The sequence below is a fragment of the Stenotrophomonas sp. NPDC077420 genome (assembly GCF_044543385.1).
Taxonomy (GTDB): Bacteria; Pseudomonadota; Gammaproteobacteria; order Xanthomonadales; family Xanthomonadaceae; genus Stenotrophomonas.
The window spans coordinates 144,687-162,140 of the sequence record NZ_JBITVZ010000003.1 but is presented as its reverse complement, the minus strand read 5'-3'; the positions used below and the strand labels follow the sequence as shown (position 1 = coordinate 162,140).

The following is a 17,454-nucleotide window of genomic DNA, read 5'->3' as shown; positions in this document are numbered from 1 at the left end:
ATGCCCGATACACGCTTTCTCCATCGCCTCGCCGACCTTCCCGCCGCCGACTGGGACGCATTGCATGACGGGTCCAACCCGTTCGTCAGCCATGCCTTTCTGTCTGGCCTGGAGGAGCACGGCTGCCTGCGTGCCGAATGGGGCTGGCGGTCGCGCCATTTCACGGTGTGGGAAGACGGCCAGCTGGTCGGGGCCATCCCCGGCTATCTGAAGGACAATTCGCACGGCGAATTCGTGTTCGACCATGCCTGGGCCCATGCCTACGCCCGCCATGGGCTGGACTACTTCCCGAAATGGCTGGGCGCAGTGCCGTACTCGCCGGTGACCGGGCCGCGCCTGCTGGCACGCGACTCCGCCACCGCCCGTACGCTGGTGGAGGCCCTGCGCAGCGAGGTGCGGCGCATGGGCTGGTCGTCGGCCCACATCAATTTCCACCAGCCCGATGACGACGATGCATTCGGCGCCGAGTGGCTGCTGCGCGAGGACATCCAGTTCCAGTGGCGCAATCCGGGCGACTGGACCGACTTCAGCACGTTCCTCGCTGCGATGGACCACAAGCATCGCAAGAACATCCGCCAGGAACGCGCCAAGCTGGCGCGCACCGGCGTCACCTACCGCATCGTGCATGGCGATGAGGCCAGCGCCGCCGACCTGCAGGCCATGCACGGGTTCTACCTGCAGACCTTCAGCGAGTACGGCAATTCGCCGGCACTGACCCTGCCGTTCCTGCAGCACCTGGCCACCACGATGCCGCGGTGCCTGGTGATGTTCCTGGCGCTGCTGGATGGCGAGCCGGTGGCCGGCGCACTCTGCCTGCGCGGTGGCGATACGCTGTACGGCCGCTATTGGGGCGGTGCCACCCTGCCTGGCCTGCACTTTGAAACCTGCTACTACCAGGGGATCGAGTACTGCCTCCGCGAGGGCCTGGCGCGGTTCGAGCCCGGCGCACAGGGCGAACACAAGCTCGCGCGCGGCTTCCTGCCGCAGCCGGTGCGCAGCCGGCACTGGATCGCCCAGCCGGAGTTCGCCGGCGCGCTGGCCGGCTGGTGCGAACAGGAGCGGCAGGAGGTGCACCGCTACGCGCAGGTGCTGGCCGCGCACAGCCCCTTCAAGGCAGTGGATCAGACATGAGCGGCCGCCTGCCGTGGCGGCTGGAGGATGCGCCGGACGCCCCCTTTCCGCCGGCCGAAACCGCCCTGCGCGACCCGGATGGGCTGTTGGCGCTCGGCGGCGACCTCACCCCGGTGCGCCTGCTCAACGCGTATGCGGGCGGAATCTTTCCCTGGTTTTCCGACGGGCAGCCGCTGCTGTGGTGGTCCCCCGACCCGCGGATGGTGTTCCGCACCGACGGGGTGCACCTGTCGTCCCGCTTCAGGCGCAGCCTGCGCGGCAGCAGGTGGGTGCTGCGCGCGGACACCCGGTTCGGCGAGGTCATCGACGCCTGCGCCGCCAGCCCCCGCCCCGGGCAGGACGGGACGTGGATTACCCGCGACATGATCGAGGCCTATACGGTGGTTCACGCGCTGGGGTATGCCCATTCCGTCGAGGTGCTGGACGGCGACCGGCTGGTGGGGGGCATCTACGGCGTGGCGATCGGCCGGATGTTCTTCGGGGAAAGCATGTTCAGCGCCAGCACCGGGGGCTCGAAGGTGGCGCTGGCCGGGTTGGCGCACCTGCTGCAGGGCTGGGGCTGGCCGCTGATCGACGCCCAGGTGGAGAACGATCATCTGTTGCGGATGGGGGCCGAGCATTGGCCGCGGGAGCGGTTCCTGGAGACCGTTCGGGCGCTGGCGCGGCAGGATCAGGTACCCGGGCCGTGGACCGCACGGTGCGGGGAGCTGCCGGTGGCAGCGCTGCTGGGGCCGGGGCGGTGAGATGGCAGGCGGTTAACGCAAACTTTGCATGTGCGGGCAGTTGCGCGTAAAATGCCCGCTCTTAAGGCCAGCTCGGCCGTTTATAGAACTGCACAGGACTACATGTCGAAAGACGACTCCATCGAGTTCGAAGGCACCGTCAGCGAGACGCTGCCGAACACCACTTTCCGCGTTCGACTGGAAAATGGGCATGAAATCATCGCCCACATCTCCGGCCGCATGCGCAAGAACTACATCCGCATCCTGACGGGCGACCGCGTGAAGGTCGAGATGACCCCGTACGACCTGACCAAGGGTCGCATCACCTACCGCATGAAGTAAGCGGTCAGGCGGCTTCCTGACGGGAGACGCGTAGCGAGGCCGGCCCTGTGCTGGCCTTTTTGCGTGGGCGGCGTTCAGGGAATTTCACCGTGTCGGGAGTCACTGTGACCGGATGCACCCTGACATCAGTCAGCCTGCCTTGATGCAGATTCGCGGCGACGCCGCAGCGCGCAATGTGGTCACCGGTCCACTCCGGACCGCTACCGCTTGGCCCCCGCCATGAAGATCCTGATTCCGCTTTGCCTGTTGATGGTGTCCAGCGTTGTCGGCGCGGCTTCCGCGCAGACCGCCCCGGCACCGGCCGGCTCCGGCTCCGACTGCATCACCCTGTCCGCGGACCAGCAGCTGGTGCGCAAGGGCGTTGATCGCAGCATGCTGCTGCGCAGTGGCAGCGACCACTACATCGTGCATTTCCAGGGCTCCTGCAGCCAGGCAGGGTTCTCCAGGAAACTCGCCTTCGAGACGCCCGGCAACGAGGGCCAGCTGTGTGGCGCCCGCGCCAGCAAGCTCAAGACCGATACCGGCAGCTGCGCCGTGGCCAGCCTCGAGCCGATCAGCGCCGAATCCTTCGCCAGCCGCGCCCGGCGCTGAGGGTCTGCCCAACAAAAACGCCCCGTTCGGGGCGTTTTTGTGCAGAAGCGTCACGACCAACGGTCGTGACCTACCGGTGGAATGACCCGGAGGTCATTCCACCGTTGCCGGCAGCAGGCGCTCCGGTTCGGCCTGGGTTTCCACGAACAGCTCGTCGTCGCGCACGTCGATGCTGACCCGGCCACCGTTCACCAGCTTGCCGAACAACAACTCGTCGGCCAGCGGACGCTTCACCTTGTCCTGGATCACCCGCGCCATCGGGCGGGCACCCATGAGCGGGTCGAAGCCGTGGCGGGCCAGCCAGTCGCGCGCGGTCGGGGTAGCCGACAGGCTGACATGCTTTTCCTGCAGCAGCATTTCCAGCTCGATCAGGAACTTGTCCACCACGCGCAGGATGTGCTCGAAGCCCAGCGGCTGGAACTGCACCACCGCATCGAGGCGGTTGCGGAATTCCGGCGTGAAGCTCTTGCGGATGACTTCCATCGCGTCGGTGGCATGGTCCTGGCGGGTGAAACCGATCGACCGGCGCGAGGCCTGCGCCGCGCCCGCGTTGGTGGTCATCACCAGCACCACGTTCTTGAAGTTGGCTTCGCGCCCGTTGGTGTCGGTGAGCACGCCACGGTCCATGACCTGCAGCAGGATGTTGAAGATGTCCGGGTGGGCCTTTTCCACCTCGTCCAGCAGCAGCACGCAGTGCGGGGTCTTGACGATCTTTTCGGTGAGCAGGCCGCCCTGGTCGAAGCCGACATAGCCCGGGGGCGCACCGATCAGGCGGCTGATTGAATGCGGCTCCATGTACTCGCTCATGTCGAAGCGCACCAGCTCGATACCCAGCTGCAGCGCCAGCTGCTTGGTCACCTCGGTCTTGCCCACGCCGGTGGGGCCGGCGAACAGGAAGTTGCCGATCGGCTTTTCCGGGTTGGCCAGGCCCGAACGGGCCAGCTTGATCGCCGAGGACAGGGTCTCGATGGCCGGGTCCTGGCCGAAGATCACCATCTTCAGGTTGCGCTCCAGGTGCTGCAGCACGTCCTTGTCGGTGGCGCTGACCTGCTTGGCCGGAATGCGCGCCATCTTGGCCACGATGGTTTCGATTTCCTCGATGTCGATCAGTTCCTTGCGCTCGCCTTCCGGCAGCAGCCGCTGGCGGGCACCGGCTTCGTCGATCACGTCGATGGCCTTGTCCGGCAGCAGGCGGTCGCCGATGTGCTTGACGGACAGGTCCACGGCGGCCTGCAGCGCGTCATCGGCATAGGTCACGCCGTGGTGCGCCTCGTACTTGGGCTTCAGGCCCTGCAGGATTTCATAGGTTTCGCCCACGGTCGGCTCGACGATGTCGATCTTCTGGAAGCGACGGGCCAGCGCCCGGTCCTTCTCGAAGATGCCGCGGTATTCCTGGAAGGTGGTCGAGCCGATGCAGCGCAGCTCGCCGGAGGCCAGGGCCGGCTTGATCAGGTTGGAGGCGTCCATGGTGCCGCCCGAGGCCGAGCCGGCACCGATGATGGTGTGGATCTCATCGATGAACAGCACCGCGTTGGGCATCTTCTTCAGCGCGGTGAGCACGCCCTTCAGGCGCTTTTCGAAGTCGCCGCGATACTTGGTGCCCGCCACCAGCGCACCCAGGTCGAGCGAGTAGATGACCGCATCGGCCAGCACCTCGGGTACCGAGCCTTCCACGATGCGCTTGGCCAGGCCTTCGGCGATGGCAGTCTTGCCCACGCCGGCCTCGCCCACGTAGAGCGGGTTGTTCTTGCGCCGGCGGCACAGCACCTGGATGGTGCGCTCGATCTCGTCGCGGCGGCCGACCAGCGGGTCGATCCGGCCATTGCGCGCGGCCTCGTTGAGGTTGCTGGCGAATTCGGCCAGGGCATCGCCCTTGCCTTCACCCTCACCGCCCTCGGCGCGCCCTTCGGCGTCGGAGGACGGCGGCACTTCGCCTTCCTTGCCCAGCTTGGCGATGCCATGGGACAGGTAATTGACGATATCCAGCCGGGTCACGTCCTGCTGGTTGAGGTAATAGACCGCGTGGGAGTCCTTCTCACCGAAGATCGCCACCAGCACGTTGGCGCCGGTGACCTCCTTCTTGCCGGAGGACTGTACGTGGTACACGGCCCGCTGCAGCACGCGCTGGAAGCCCAGGGTGGGTTGGGTGTCGCGGCCGTCATCTTCGGCCAGGCGCGAGACGGAGGCCTCGATGGCCTGCTCCAGCTCCTGGCGCAGGCGGTCGGCGTCGGCCCCGCAGGCCTTGAGCACGGCCTGGGCGGACGGGTTGTCGAGCAGTGCCAGCAGCAGGTGTTCCACCGTCATGAACTCATGGCGGGCCTCACGGGCGCGCTTGTAGCACTGACCGATGGTGTGTTCGAGGTCTTTACTGAACATGTTCTACTCCGGCGGCAGTTGTGAACAATATGCGGCCTACCTGCTTACTTTCCATCACCCTAGCGGATCGGTGCGTTCAGATGGCGTTATCACTTGCGCGATCATGCCCCAGGCACGTGCAGCATTGGCTGCCTGCCCGTGATGGCGACGTCATCGACCCTTTGCAAGCGCCCTGCCCACTGGCGGCCCCCGGCGCTGTTTCTGACAGGGACGGGCAACCGGGCCGGAAACGGCCATCGGGTCACAGAATGTGCGGGCCGGCCAACGGCCGGCGCTACCGGCGTGCTGCTGACCCCGGCACGGGGGTATTACCCGGCCTTTTCCATCGTGCACAGCAGCGGGTGCTGGTTCATGCGCGAGAATTCATTGACCTGGGCAACCTTGGATTCGGCGACTTCGCGGGTGAACACACCGCAGACGCCACGGCCGCGGGTGTGCACGTTGAGCATCACCTGGGTGGCCTTTTCAAGGTCCATGGAGAAGAAGTGCTGCAACACCGTCACCACGAAATCCATCGGGGTGTAGTCGTCGTTCAACAGCATTACCTGGTAGAACGGCGGCGGCGCGACCTCCGGACGGGCTGGTTCCAGCGCTACGCCGTGGTCGTGGTGGGGTTCTTGGGAGGGCTCGCGGGGCATCGGACCATTATAAACGCCGGACCGCCCGGATTGGACGTTGCTCCCCGCCCCCGTCACAATCCCCGCATGCAACGAGACATTCACAGGGTTTTCATGAAAAGGATCGCCACCGCGCTGCTGCTGGCCGCCGCCGTGCCGGGTGCCCAGGCCGCAACGCCCGACAAGGCCGTCGGCCCGGTGCTGGATGCGCTGAAGTACCCCTACGAGATCGATGAGGACGGGGACTACAAGATGATCTTCGACGTGGAAGGCGACCGCACCCAGCTGGTGTTCGTGCGCTCGGCGGTGGAAGACTACGGCCATCACCGGATCCGCGAAGTCTGGTCGCCCGGCTACCGTGCACCCTCCAGCGCGTTCCCGGCCGAGGTGGCCAACCGCCTGCTGGAAGACGCCCAGGACGCCAAACTGGGCGGCTGGGTCAAGCAGGACCGCCTGGCGATGTTCGTGGTGAAGGTGGACGCCAACGCCAGCGCCGCGGCACTGGGCGACGCCATCGAGGCGGCGGTGCACACCGCCGATGCGATGGAAGCCGAACTGACCGGAACGGACGAGTACTGACGTGGATCGACCGCAGGACCTGCGCTGGGCGCCCCATGTGACCGTGGCCACCGTGGTGGTCAGGGACGGGCGCCTGTTGCTGGTGGAAGAAGCCATCGACGGCCGCGCCGTACTCAACCAGCCGGCCGGCCACCTGGAGCCGGGTGAAAGCCTGGCCGAGGCCGCGGTGCGCGAAACCCTCGAAGAATCGGGCTGGACGGTCCGCCTGACCGCCTTCATTGGCACCTATCAGTGGACCGCCCCCGACGGCACCCCGTTCCTGCGCTTCGCCTATGCGGCCGAGCCGGTGTCGCATGACCCGGACCGGCCGTTGGACACCGGCATCCTGCGCGCGCTGTGGCTGGACCCGGCCGAGCTGCGCGCCGCGCCTTCACGCCTGCGCAGCCCCCTGGTGTGGGAGGTGGTTGCCGATTTCCTGGCCGGTCAACGCCACCCGCTTTCGCTGGTCAAGGAGGTCGCATGAGCACTCCCCGCATCATGGTCGGCGTGTCCGGCGGCGTGGATTCGTCGGTCGCGGCGTGGCGCCTGGTCCAGCAGGGTGAGCCGGTCGCCGGTCTGTTCATGCAGAACTGGGCCGATGACGGCAGCGGCGACTGCCGCGCCGAGGACGACCGCCGCGACGCGGTCGCCGTCTGTGGCCTGCTGGACATCCCGTTCCATTTCCGCGACTTCTCCAGTGAGTACTGGCAAGGCGTGTTCGAGCACTTCCTGGCCGAGTATGCCGCCGGCCGCACGCCGAACCCGGACGTGCTGTGCAACCGCGAGGTGAAGTTCAAGCACTTCCTGGACGCGGCCCGTGAACTGGGTGCCGAGCGCATCGCCACCGGCCATTACGCCCGCGTGGCGCAGCTGGGCGGGCGCTGGGCGCTGCTGCGCGGTGCCGACCGCAGCAAGGACCAGAGCTATTTCCTGCACCAGCTGGGCCAGGCCCAGCTGGCCGCCACCCTCTTCCCGATCGGCGACCTGCAGAAGAACGACCTGCGCCGGATCGCCCGCGATGCACGCCTGCCGACCCATGCCAAGAAGGATTCCACCGGCATCTGCTTCATCGGCGAGCGCGATTTCCGCGAGTTCCTGGGCCGCTACCTGCCCGCGCGCACCGGTGAGATCCAGGACCCGGACGGCAACCGGATCGCCGAGCACACCGGGGTGTTCTATTTCACCCTGGGCCAGCGCGAAGGGCTGAACATCGGCGGCGTGCGGGGCCGCCCGGCGGCGCCGTGGTACGTGGTGGGCAAGGACGTGGCGAGCAACGTGCTGTACGTCGACCAGGACCGGGAAAGCCCGTGGCTGCAGTCGACCCGGCTGCACTCGGAAACCGCGCACTGGATCGCCGGGGCCCCGCCTGCCCGCGAATTCGACTGCACCGCCCAGACCCGCTACCGCCAGCCGGATGAACCGTGCACGGTGCGGGTGCGCGACGACGGCAGCGTGGACGTGCGCTTCGCGCGGCCGCAGCGTGCCGTCACCCCCGGCCAATCCCTGGTGCTGTATGACGACGAGGTCTGCTTGGGGGGCGCGGTCATCGCCGCCACCGACGCCCCGCTGGAACAGCGCCTGCGCACCGCCCCTTCCCCCTTCGAGGTATCTGCTGCATGAGTTTTTCGATCGACGACCGCGTCCTTGCCCTGGCCGGCATTGCCCAGGCACTGCAGCAGGTGCGCCGCATCGCCGAAACCGGCCATTCCGAGGCCAGCGTGGTCCGTACCGCGATCGACAGCGTGTTCCGGATCGACGCCGACAGCCCGCAGGCCGTATACGGCAGCGCGGCCAATGTGGCGCCGGGCCTGCGCCTGCTGCATAACTATTTCCGCAGCCAGGGCCAGGACGAGATCCTGCCGCGGCTGGCCCTTGCCGTGCTGCAGCTGGAGCGTCGCTTCGTGCGCGAGCACGCGGTGGTGGACCAGGTCAGCGAGGGCATCGCCCGCGCCCGGCGCCAGGCGCTGGCGCTGAACGACAGCGCCCATCCGGACGTGCTGGGCAGCCTGGGCGGGCTGTACGCCGACACCATCAGCCATCTCAAGCCGCGGGTGATGGTGCAGGGCAACCCGCATTACCTGGGCCAGGCCGGGGTGGTCGCCGAGATCCGCGCGCTGCTGCTGGCGGCCGTGCGCTCGGCGGTGCTGTGGCGCCAGACCGGCGGCCAGTATTGGGATTTCCTGCTGTCGCGCAAGGCGATGATCGAGGCGGTGGACCGTCAGCTGCGCTGACGGTGGGGCGTGACGACCAACGGTCGTCACCTACCGGAAAGGCGTGACGACCAACGGTCGTCACCTACCGGGGAGGCGTGACGACCAACGGTCGTCACCTACCGGGGAGGCGTGACGACCAACGGTCGTCACCTGCCGGAGGCGTTGCGACCGGCGGTCGTTGCCTGCCGGCGCACAAAAACGTGCGCCGCGCCTAAAGCAATCGGGGGTACGGCCGATACATTCTCCGTGCACCTCCCCGAGAACGTTTATGTACTCACGCCTTTTCACTAGTCTGGCCGCTCCCCTGGTCCTGACCCTGCTGCTTCCTTTCGCCATCGGCTTCGCGTGGCCGGCCGCCCTGACCTGGGCACTGCTGACCACGATGACACTGAGCTGGCTGGGCTTTGCCTGGTGGACCGCCCGCGCCCAGACCCAGCGTTCGCCCGAACATGCGCGCCTGATGCGCGAACAGGACCAACTGCTGACCGAGCTGCGTACGTTCGTCGGCAACGAAATCGATGGCTCGCGTGGCGAGATCGAACGCGCCCGTGACCTGATCCGCCAGGCCGTCGCCGGCCTGGGTGGCAGCTTCGATGCGATGAACCGCAAGTCGCGCCAGCAGAGCCAGGCGCTGGCCCGCATCGTCGACCGCGCCGGTGAAGACGGTGGCGCCGGCGTCGACGTGGCCCGCTTTGCCCAGCACGCCAGCAACCGCATGGAACAGCTGGTGGAAGCGCTGGAACAGGTGAGCGGCCAGAGCAGCACCACCGTGCAGCACATCGACCAGATGGCGCAGCACCTGGACGGCATCTTCTCGCTGCTGGAAGACGTCAAGTCGATCGCCGACCAGACCAACCTGCTGGCGCTGAACGCGGCCATTGAAGCGGCGCGTGCCGGTGAGGCCGGTCGCGGCTTCGCGGTGGTGGCCGACGAAGTGCGCAATCTGTCCGAGCGCTCCACCACCTTCAACGAGCAGATCCGCAAGCTGGCCCACAGCTCGAAGGACGCCATTGCCAAGGTCCGCGAAACCGTGTCCAACATGGCCTCGCGCGACATGGACCGCTCCCGCGAAGCGCGCCACGAGGCGGCGGCGATGCTGGACAACGTGGCCCAGATCAACGCGTCGCTGGGCGACGGCATGCGCGAGATTTCCGAGTGCGGCCGGGCCATCGACAGCAGCGTGGCCGAAGCCGTGCGCGCCCTGCAGTTCGAGGACATCGCCACCCAGGCCCTGGGCGGCGTGCACACCCACCTGGACCGCCTGACCTCGATCAACCGCGAAGCGGTTGGCCTGCAGGAGCTGCTGCACCGGAACGGCGGCGTGTTCGACGCCGAAGTGGCCACCGCCCTGCAGCGCACCGGCAACCGCCTGCGCGACATGCGCAGCGAGTGGGAGCGCCCGCCGCACAAGCCGGTGAGCCAGCAGAGCATGGCCGCTGGCGCGGTGGAATTGTTCTGATCCCTGTTCCGCGCCGGTGACGGCACCCACGATGGCCCCGGCATGTCCGGGGCTTTCGTGCGTGTGGCACCCGGCCCACCTGTTGAAGATCGCCGCATGTTGTTGAACCCCACATCCAACCAGTCGATTCCCGCCGGTCACGGTGCGTCGCCCGACGCGGCGGCCGACCTCGTCCACCCTGCCCCGGTACCCGTGGCGCCGAGCAGTGGTCGTGCGCTGTTGGCGGTTCTGGAACAGCAGGCGCAGCAGGAACTGGCGGCACTGGCAGCGGCCGCACCGTCGCCCACGCCGCTGGAACCGGGCTTGGCCGGATTGGCATGGGACCTGGGATTGAGCGGCGACAGGGTAGCGTGATACGGATGCCGATGGGCCCGTAACCACGGGTAGCCCCGGCCGTTGGCCGGACACCGCGGCGCAGCGCGGCCCGGCTGTCCGAAGGCGGTCACGCAGCGTCGCGGCCAACACCCCGGCATTTACCCGTACCGAAGCCGCCCGAAAGGCATTCAACCAACCAAAGGCCCGTCATCGGTCACGCACACGACGTCATCGGGATCGTAAACGGACACCGGTAGCGCCGGCCGTTGGCCGGCCACGCCCAGTCAAGGCGCAACCGGAATCCGCAACGCGTCGCCGGGCACAGCGGCCACCTGCACCGCCTGCGCGCCGCCGTTCTTCAGCCACTGCGCCAGATCGCGCGGGGTCAACGGCCGGGAATACAGATAGCCCTGGATCTCGTCGCAGCCCTGGCGACGCAGCATGGCTTCTTCCTGCTCGGTTTCCACGCCCTCGGCCACGACCTTCATGCCCAGGGCGTGACCCAGGTGCACGATCGCCTGGGTCACCTCGGCGGTGCCGGTGTCATGCAGCATGCCCTGCACGAAGCTGCGGTCGATCTTCAGTCGGCCCACCGGGAACCGGTTTAGATAGTGCAGGTTGGAGAAGCCGGTGCCGAAATCGTCAACCGCCAACGGCACGCCGTGCCGTTCCAGCACATCGAAACAGTGCCGCAGGACATCGGTGTCGCGGATCAGCGCCGATTCGGTCAGCTCCAACTCCAGCCGCTGCGGCGGCCAGCCGTGTGCGTGGCAGGTTTCGATCACCCGCTCGGCAAACCCACGGTCGCGCAGCTGCACCGCCGACACGTTCACCGCGATCCGGTCGAAGACCAGCCCAGCCCGGTCCCAGGCGGCGGCCTGGCGGCAGGCTTCGGCCAGCACCCAGTCGCCGATGCGGACGATCTCACCGCACTTTTCGGCAATCGGAATGAATTCGGCAGGGCTGCAGTAGCCGATACCCGGGCGATGCCAGCGCAGCAGCGCCTCGATGGCGGGCGGCTGGTCGTGCGCGGCGTGCAGCAGGGGCTGGTACGCCAGGCTGAACTCTTCGCGCTCGATCGCCCCCAGCAGCGCGTGCTCGATCTCGAGCCGGCGCTGGATGCGCAGCAGGGCGTCCTGGCTGTAGTACTGGTAGGTGTTGCGGCCCGCTTCCTTGGCCGCATGCATCGCCGCGTCGGCGGCGCGCAGCAGTGTCTCGAAATCGCCGTGTTCGTCGTCGAGCATGGCAATGCCGACGCTGGCCCCCACCTTCAAGGTGGTGTCGCCGCGCTGCAGCGGCTCGGCCAGTGAGGCGATCAGCTTGCGGGCCACGTGCCCCGCGTCTTCCGGGTCGGCCAGGTCACGCAGCACCACGATGAACTCGTCGCCGTTGAAACGCCCGAACAGATCCGCATTGCGCAGGCTCTGGTGCAGCCGCGAGGCCGCTGCCTTGAGCAGCGCATCGCCGGTGGCGTGGCCGAAGGTGTCGTTGATGGTCTTGAAGCCGTCCAGGTCGATGAACAGCATCGCCAGGGCCGCGCCACGATCGCGGGCTTCTTCGATGGCATCGGCGGTCTGCTCGCGCAGCAGCATGCGGTTGGGCAGGCCGGTGAGCAGGTCGTAGTGGGCCAGCAGCTCGATGCGCTCGTTGGCTTCGCGCTCGCGGGTGATGTCACGGAACAGCACCACATAGCGGGTCGGCAGGCCGTCGCGGTGGTCCAGCTCGATCAGCACCTGCACCCAGATGCGAAGGCCGGACTGGCGGTAGAAGCACAGGTCCAGCTGCTCGGGCAGGCCGCCGGCGGCGATGCGGGCCAGCGCGGCCTCGAACGCCTCGCGGGAGTCCTGGGTATACAGCGCCAGCGCCTGGTCCAGGGTGATCGGCTCCTTGCGCAGGCCGTGGATGCGGTAGCACTCCTCGGTCCATTGCATGTGCCGGGTGGCCACGTCGATTTCGCACCCACCGATCCGGCCCAGCGCGGATACCCGGTTGAGCAGTTCGGTGCGCCAGCGGATCAACGCGTCGGTCTGGTGTTGCTCGGTGATGTTCTGGACCTGCCCCAGCAGGCGCTGGATGCGCCCGTCCGGGCCCAGCAGCGGCTGCATCCACACGCGCAGGTGCAGCACGCCGTCGGCCGCGCGCGGCAGCTCCAGGGCCAGCATGCTGGGCCTGTGATCGCGCAGCATGCGTCGCCACGCCTGGCGCAGCAGCGTGCGCGAACGGGGCGCCAGCAGGCGCAGCCATTGGCGGCGCCCGCCCAGCGGGGCGTTGCCGACCCCGAGCAGGGTGCGGAATTCCGGCGACCACCAGAACTGGCGGCTGTCCGGGTCCCACGACCAGCTGCCCATGCTGGCAATGCGCTGCGCTTCGCGCAGGTGCACCTGCTGTTCCAGCAGCAGGGTTTCCAGCTGCTTCTGCGCCTGGATGTCGGTGTGGGTGCCGACCATGCGCAGCGGCTGCCCATCCACGGTGCGGGACACCACCCTGCCCCGGTCCAGCACCCAACGCCAGTCGCCATCGGGGTGACGGACCCGGTACTGGGCGGCATACACCTCACCCTCGCCGCGCAGGTGCGCGTCCAGGGCGGCGCGCACGGCGGCCTGGTCGTCGGGGTGGACAGGTGCCAGCAGGGCACGGCCGGCGTCGGCCGCGGCATGTTCTTCGGCGCCGCCCGGCACGTCGTCCCAGCGCCTGGAGCGGACGACCGCGTCGCTGGGCAGGTCCCAGTCCCACAGGCCGTGCCCGGCATGGTCCAGCGCCATCTCCCAGCGACTGCCGGCATAGGCCGCCACCGGTTCGGGCACGCTCAGGGTGAACGCCAGCAGGTTGCCGTCGGCATCGTGCACCGCGCGCATCCAGCCGTCGAAGCGGCCGCGCGGGCCGCCCGGCAACTGGCAGGGCACCAGTCCGCCATCGGCGGCCAGCAGGCGCAGGTCTTCCAGCAGCTCGCCATAGGCCGCCACGGTTGCCGGCAGCCCATGCTCACGCGCGGCCGGGTTGGCGGCCAGCGGACTCCCGCTCCGGTCCAGGATGACCAGCGCCGACGCCAGGGGGTGCTGCAGCAGACTCGCGATGATGCCTTGGTCCACGCGGTAGGACTCCAATTACGCACCCGACAGCCGGGAACGTAACCGTTAGCGGCGGATGCGGCGGATAGTTGAGTGCCGCGTGCGTCAACGGTGCCACAGCCACTACTATGGAGCGCCCCTCCGACCTGGACCCGCCGCGCCCCATGCCTGTCGTTCCGCCCGGCCCGCCCACCCTGCCCCGCCGCGACCATCCGATCGCGCGGGCCCTGCGTCGCGACCGCTGGCGGGTGGTGATCGGCTACCTGGCGCTGGCCCTGGTCTGGATCCTGTGCAGCGATGCCGCCGTGCAGATGCTGACCGCCGACCTGGCCACCGCCGCGCGCTGGCAGACCGCCAAGGGGGCGTTGTTCGTCCTGCTCAGCGGCGCGATGATCTATCTGCTGTTGCGCCCGCTGGCCCAGCATGTGCTGAAGACCCACGTGCAGCTGGAACATTCCGAGCAGCGCCACCGGCAGCTGTTCGAGGGCAACCCCGGGCCGATCCTGGTCTATGACCTGGGCACCCTGGAGATCCTGGACGTCAATCCGGCCGCCTGCACCCTGTTTGGCTGGACCCGCGACGAATTCACCGCGCTTCCCATGACCGCGCTGTGGCCACCGGGCGACGAAGCGGCGCTGGCCGCCAAGCTCGACCAGATCCGGGCCCAGCCGGACCAGCTGTGCGTGCTCACCGCCGACCTGCTGCTGAAGGACGGCACCCCGCGTCGGATCGAGATGCGCAGCAACTACCTGGACTACGCCGGCCGGCCGGCGCGGCTGCTGATCGCCATCGACCGGACCCGCGAAGATGAGGCCCTGCGCCGTCGCGACCAGGCCCTGGCCCGGGTCGAGGAGGCGCACGAAATGGCCCGGATCGGCGCCTGGGAAGTCGACCCGGCCACCGGCCTGGGCCACTACTCCAACCAGGTCTACCACCTGCTCGGGCGGCGCCCGCCCGATGCGCGACGCTGGCACCGCTTCGAGGAGCTGCTGGTGCCGGCCGACCCGGCCACGGCCGCGCTCAGCGAGCAGCTGCTGCAGGACATGCGCGGCGAACAGGTGCAGATCGACGTGCTGCTGCCGTTGCTGGCCATGGACGGGCGCGCGCTGATGGTGCACCTGCGCGCCGAGAGCGGCAGCGACGACGCCGGTCGCCCGCGGGTGCTGGGCACGTTGCAGGACGTGACCGAACGCGAGCAGTCGCGACGCCTGCTGCGCGAGCGCGAGGAACAGTTCCGCGAGCTGGTGCGGGTGCTGCCCGACGGCGTGGTGATCCTGTCCGACGAACACGTGCTGTATGCCAACGCCTGCGCGGTTGCGCAGTTCGGCTACGGCCAGCACACGCTGCTGGGCGAGCCGCTGTCGGCGCTGGTGGTGGCGGGCGACCTGGCGCGGGTGCGCGCGCAGCTGTTTGCGACCATCCCGCTGCCCAGCAGTGGCAGCGAGGTGATCGGCATGCGCCGGCTGGATGGTGAGTGCTTCCAGGCCGGCCTGGCGATGGGCGAGGTGCGCTACGGCGGGCGCACCTGCAAGCTGCTGATCGTGCGCGACCTGAGCGAGCCCGAACGCATCCGCGAGGCGCTGGAAACCAGCAACCGCGAGCTGCAGGCGATGGCCGGACGGCTGTTCTCGCTGCAGGAGGACGAGCGCCGGGCGATTTCGCGCGACCTGCACGACGACATCGGCCAGGCCATCACCGCCATGAAGCTGTCGGCGTACGCGGCGCAGGATGAAGCGGACGCGCAGCGGCGCGGCGAGGACCTGGACCAGATCATCCAGCTGGCCGACGCCACGGTGGGCAAGCTGCGCGACATTTCCACCCTGCTGCGGCCGCCACAGCTGGACGCGCTGGGCCTGGAAGCAGCGCTGCGCTGGCAGGCGGGGGTGCTGTTCCGCTCTTCGCCGATCGAGCTGGTGGCCGATATCCCGGCGCTGCCGCGGCGGCCTGCGGGCGACATCGAACAGGCCTGTTTCCGCATCGCGCAGGAAAGCCTGACCAACGTGCTGCGGCATGCGCGCGCCAGCCAGGTGCACTTGAAGCTGCACGATGTGCACGACCACGGCCTGCACCTGCAGGTCCGCGACGACGGCGAGGGCTTCGACCCGGACGGCCCGCGCGGACTGGGCTTGATCGTGATGCGCGAACGCGCGCAGAGCGCCGGCGGCACCCTGAAGATCGAGTCGGCGCATGGCGCCGGCACCCTGGTCGACCTGTTCCTGCCCTATCGCAGCGACAGCGCGGCCACCCCCGATACCGTGGAACATTGAGTAATGTGGAATCCTTCCCTGCCCCTGGTGAGCATCGAGGACGCGCCGCCGCGCCTGGGCGCCGGCAACCCCGAACTGCAGGCGATGGTGGCCGAGGCGGCCTCCGGCGGGACACCGCTGATGCTGATGCACGTGGACATCGACCATTTCGCCTCGGTCAACGAAAACATGAGCGCCGAGGTCGGCGACCAGGCCCTGGTGCTGGTGGCGCAGCGCCTGCAGCACCATCTGCGCGGGCGCGGCAAGCTGTGGCGGCACGGCAGCGATGAATTCCTGATCGCGGTACCGCGCGCGGCGGACATGCCGCTGCCCGACGACCTGGCCGAGGAGATCCGGCAGCAGCTGGAACTGCCGCTGTCGGTGCTCCCGTACACGCTGTTCATGACCGGCAAGCTGGGCGTGAGCCTGTGCCCGGAACATGCCACGGAAACCTCGCGGCTGCTCGACCACGCCGAGGATGCGCTGTACCAGGCGGCACGCGAAGGCGGCAATGCGGTCCGCATCCACGCGGTCAACACGCCGTCCAGCGCGCACAGCGAGAGCATCATCGCGCGGCAGATCGTGGACGCGATCCCCAACGGCGAACTGAAGCTGCGCTACCAGCCGCTGGTAAGCGCGCGCGACGGCCATGTGGTGGGCATGGAGGCGCTGCTGCGCTGGCAGTCGCCGACACTGGGCATGCTGGTGCCGGAACGCTTCATGCGGACGGCGGAGCGGTTGGGGATCATCGTGCAGATCGGCACGTGGGTATTGGAGGGCGCGCTCAAGCAGGCGCGGCTGTGGCGTGACCAGGGCTTCGATGACTTCACCATCGCGGTGAACGTGTCCACGCTGCAGCTGCTGCGCCCGAACTTCTTCGCCGAGGTGATGGCGTTGATGCAGACCGCGGGGGTACCGGCGCACATGCTGACGCTGGAGATCAACGAAAGCGCGCTGACCAACAACGTGAACTTCGTGCACGAGACGCTGGTGAACCTGCGCAATGAAGGCATCAGCCTGAGCCTGGACAATTTCGGTACGGGCGATTCGAGCCTGAGCGCGCTGGTGCGCTATCCGGTGGACAAGCTGAAGATCGACCGCAGCTTCATCAAGAGTGCGCCGGCGGGCAATCGCGAGGCGGCGATCGCACGCGCGATCATCGCCATGGGGCACCAGCTGGGCATGACGGTGATCGCCAACGGGGTCGAGTCGCAGGCGCAGCTGGGCTTCCTGCGTCGCAACGACTGCGATGTGTTCCAGGGCTATCTGTTCGGCGAGCCGATGTCGGCCGATGCAGCGGGGATGACGCTGCGTCGCCGTTACCTGCGCCCGGAGGCGTTCGCCGAGACGCGGCCGGACCGGACCCTGCTGCTGCTGGACGACGAGGAGAACGTGCTGCGTTCGCTGGTGCGCCTGTTCCGCCGCGATGGTTACCGGATCCTGGCGGCGGGCAACGTGCGCGATGCGTTCGACCTGCTGGCGATCAACGATGTGCAGGTGATCCTGTCGGACCAGCGCATGAGCGACATGAGCGGCACCGAGTTCCTGGGCCGGGTGAAGATGCTGTACCCGGACACGATCCGGCTGGTCCTCTCAGGCTATACCGACCTCAACACGGTGACCGACGCGATCAACCGCGGCGCGATCTACCGCTTCCTGACCAAGCCGTGGAACGACGACGAACTGCGCAAGCACATCCACCAGGCGTTCCGCACGCATGAAGAGCAACGCCGCGCCAATACCGCCCAACCTGTTGCGATACCGGCGCCGGAAGGCGAATGAAACGGGTTCCGGCCACCGGCCGGGGCCACCGGTT

At 68.3% G+C, this 17,454-nt stretch carries 15 protein-coding genes; 12 read left to right on the top strand and 3 right to left on the bottom strand.

What is annotated here, in order from left to right:
• The 4 genes from ACIGII_RS04425 to ACIGII_RS04410 all read left to right on the top strand — a co-directional run bounded on the left by ACIGII_RS04425 (window position 1) and on the right by ACIGII_RS04410 (window position 2,786).
• Window positions 1-1,131 carry a GNAT family N-acetyltransferase gene (locus ACIGII_RS04425; protein ID WP_399634034.1) on the top strand — a complete coding sequence of 377 codons (1,131 nt, stop codon included), beginning with the start codon at window positions 1-3 and terminating at the stop codon, window positions 1,129-1,131.
• Complete coding sequence (gene aat / locus ACIGII_RS04420; RefSeq protein ID WP_399634036.1) at window positions 1,128-1,874, top strand: leucyl/phenylalanyl-tRNA--protein transferase; 747 nt, start codon at window positions 1,128-1,130, stop codon at window positions 1,872-1,874. Before ACIGII_RS04425 ends, aat begins: the two co-directional genes overlap by 4 nt.
• A 102-nt stretch (window positions 1,875-1,976) precedes the next feature.
• Window positions 1,977-2,195, top strand: a complete 219-nt coding sequence (infA, locus tag ACIGII_RS04415; protein WP_005409596.1) for a translation initiation factor IF-1 — start codon at window positions 1,977-1,979, stop codon at window positions 2,193-2,195.
• 219 nt (window positions 2,196-2,414) lie between these two features.
• Window positions 2,415-2,786, top strand: coding sequence for a hypothetical protein (locus ACIGII_RS04410; protein ID WP_399634038.1), 372 nt, complete (start codon window positions 2,415-2,417; stop codon window positions 2,784-2,786).
• A 93-nt stretch (window positions 2,787-2,879) separates the two neighbouring features.
• Here the strand turns inward: ACIGII_RS04410 and clpA are convergent, their stop codons facing one another.
• Together clpA and clpS are read right to left on the bottom strand one after the other, a co-directional pair.
• Complete coding sequence (gene clpA / locus ACIGII_RS04405; RefSeq protein WP_399634039.1) at window positions 2,880-5,162, bottom strand: ATP-dependent Clp protease ATP-binding subunit ClpA; 2,283 nt, start codon at window positions 5,160-5,162, stop codon at window positions 2,880-2,882.
• Window positions 5,163-5,470: 308 nt separating this feature from the next.
• Entirely contained in the window at window positions 5,471-5,800 is a 330-nt protein-coding gene (gene clpS / locus ACIGII_RS04400) for an ATP-dependent Clp protease adapter ClpS (RefSeq protein ID WP_068851786.1), read from the bottom strand.
• A 93-nt stretch (window positions 5,801-5,893) separates the two neighbouring features.
• Between clpS and ACIGII_RS04395 the strand changes: the two genes are divergently transcribed.
• The 6 genes from ACIGII_RS04395 (at window position 5,894) to ACIGII_RS04370 (ending at window position 10,363) form a co-directional block, all read left to right on the top strand.
• A complete protein-coding gene (locus ACIGII_RS04395) occupies window positions 5,894-6,358 on the top strand; it encodes a hypothetical protein (protein WP_399634040.1) in 465 nt (154 codons plus the stop codon).
• Between the two features lies 1 nt (window position 6,359).
• On the top strand, window positions 6,360-6,821 hold the full coding sequence (locus ACIGII_RS04390) for an NUDIX hydrolase (protein ID WP_399634042.1): 462 nt from the start codon (window positions 6,360-6,362) through the stop codon (window positions 6,819-6,821).
• Entirely contained in the window at window positions 6,818-7,957 is a 1,140-nt protein-coding gene (gene mnmA / locus ACIGII_RS04385) for a tRNA 2-thiouridine(34) synthase MnmA (protein WP_399634044.1), read from the top strand. The genes ACIGII_RS04390 and mnmA overlap by 4 nt, the downstream gene beginning before the upstream one ends.
• Window positions 7,954-8,568 (top strand): high frequency lysogenization protein HflD, encoded by a 615-nt coding sequence (hflD, locus tag ACIGII_RS04380; protein WP_399634045.1) that lies wholly within the window; start codon window positions 7,954-7,956, stop codon window positions 8,566-8,568. The genes mnmA and hflD overlap by 4 nt, the downstream gene beginning before the upstream one ends.
• A 250-nt stretch (window positions 8,569-8,818) precedes the next feature.
• Window positions 8,819-10,009, top strand: coding sequence for a methyl-accepting chemotaxis protein (locus tag ACIGII_RS04375; RefSeq protein ID WP_399634047.1), 1,191 nt, complete (start codon window positions 8,819-8,821; stop codon window positions 10,007-10,009).
• Between the two features lie 96 nt (window positions 10,010-10,105).
• Window positions 10,106-10,363: a hypothetical protein gene (locus ACIGII_RS04370; RefSeq protein WP_399634049.1), complete on the top strand. Its 258-nt coding sequence runs from the start codon at window positions 10,106-10,108 to the stop codon at window positions 10,361-10,363.
• 245 nt (window positions 10,364-10,608) lie between these two features.
• On the opposite strand, the gene ACIGII_RS04365 is transcribed toward ACIGII_RS04370, so the two are convergent.
• Entirely contained in the window at window positions 10,609-13,413 is a 2,805-nt protein-coding gene (locus ACIGII_RS04365; RefSeq protein ID WP_399634050.1) for an EAL domain-containing protein, read from the bottom strand.
• A 143-nt stretch (window positions 13,414-13,556) separates the two neighbouring features.
• Between ACIGII_RS04365 and ACIGII_RS04360 the strand changes: the two genes are divergently transcribed.
• Complete coding sequence (locus ACIGII_RS04360) at window positions 13,557-15,659, top strand: PAS domain S-box protein (RefSeq protein WP_399634052.1); 2,103 nt, start codon at window positions 13,557-13,559, stop codon at window positions 15,657-15,659.
• Between the two features lie 3 nt (window positions 15,660-15,662).
• Complete coding sequence (locus tag ACIGII_RS04355; RefSeq protein WP_399634054.1) at window positions 15,663-17,420, top strand: EAL domain-containing protein; 1,758 nt, start codon at window positions 15,663-15,665, stop codon at window positions 17,418-17,420.
• Window positions 17,421-17,454 lie beyond the last annotated feature (34 nt).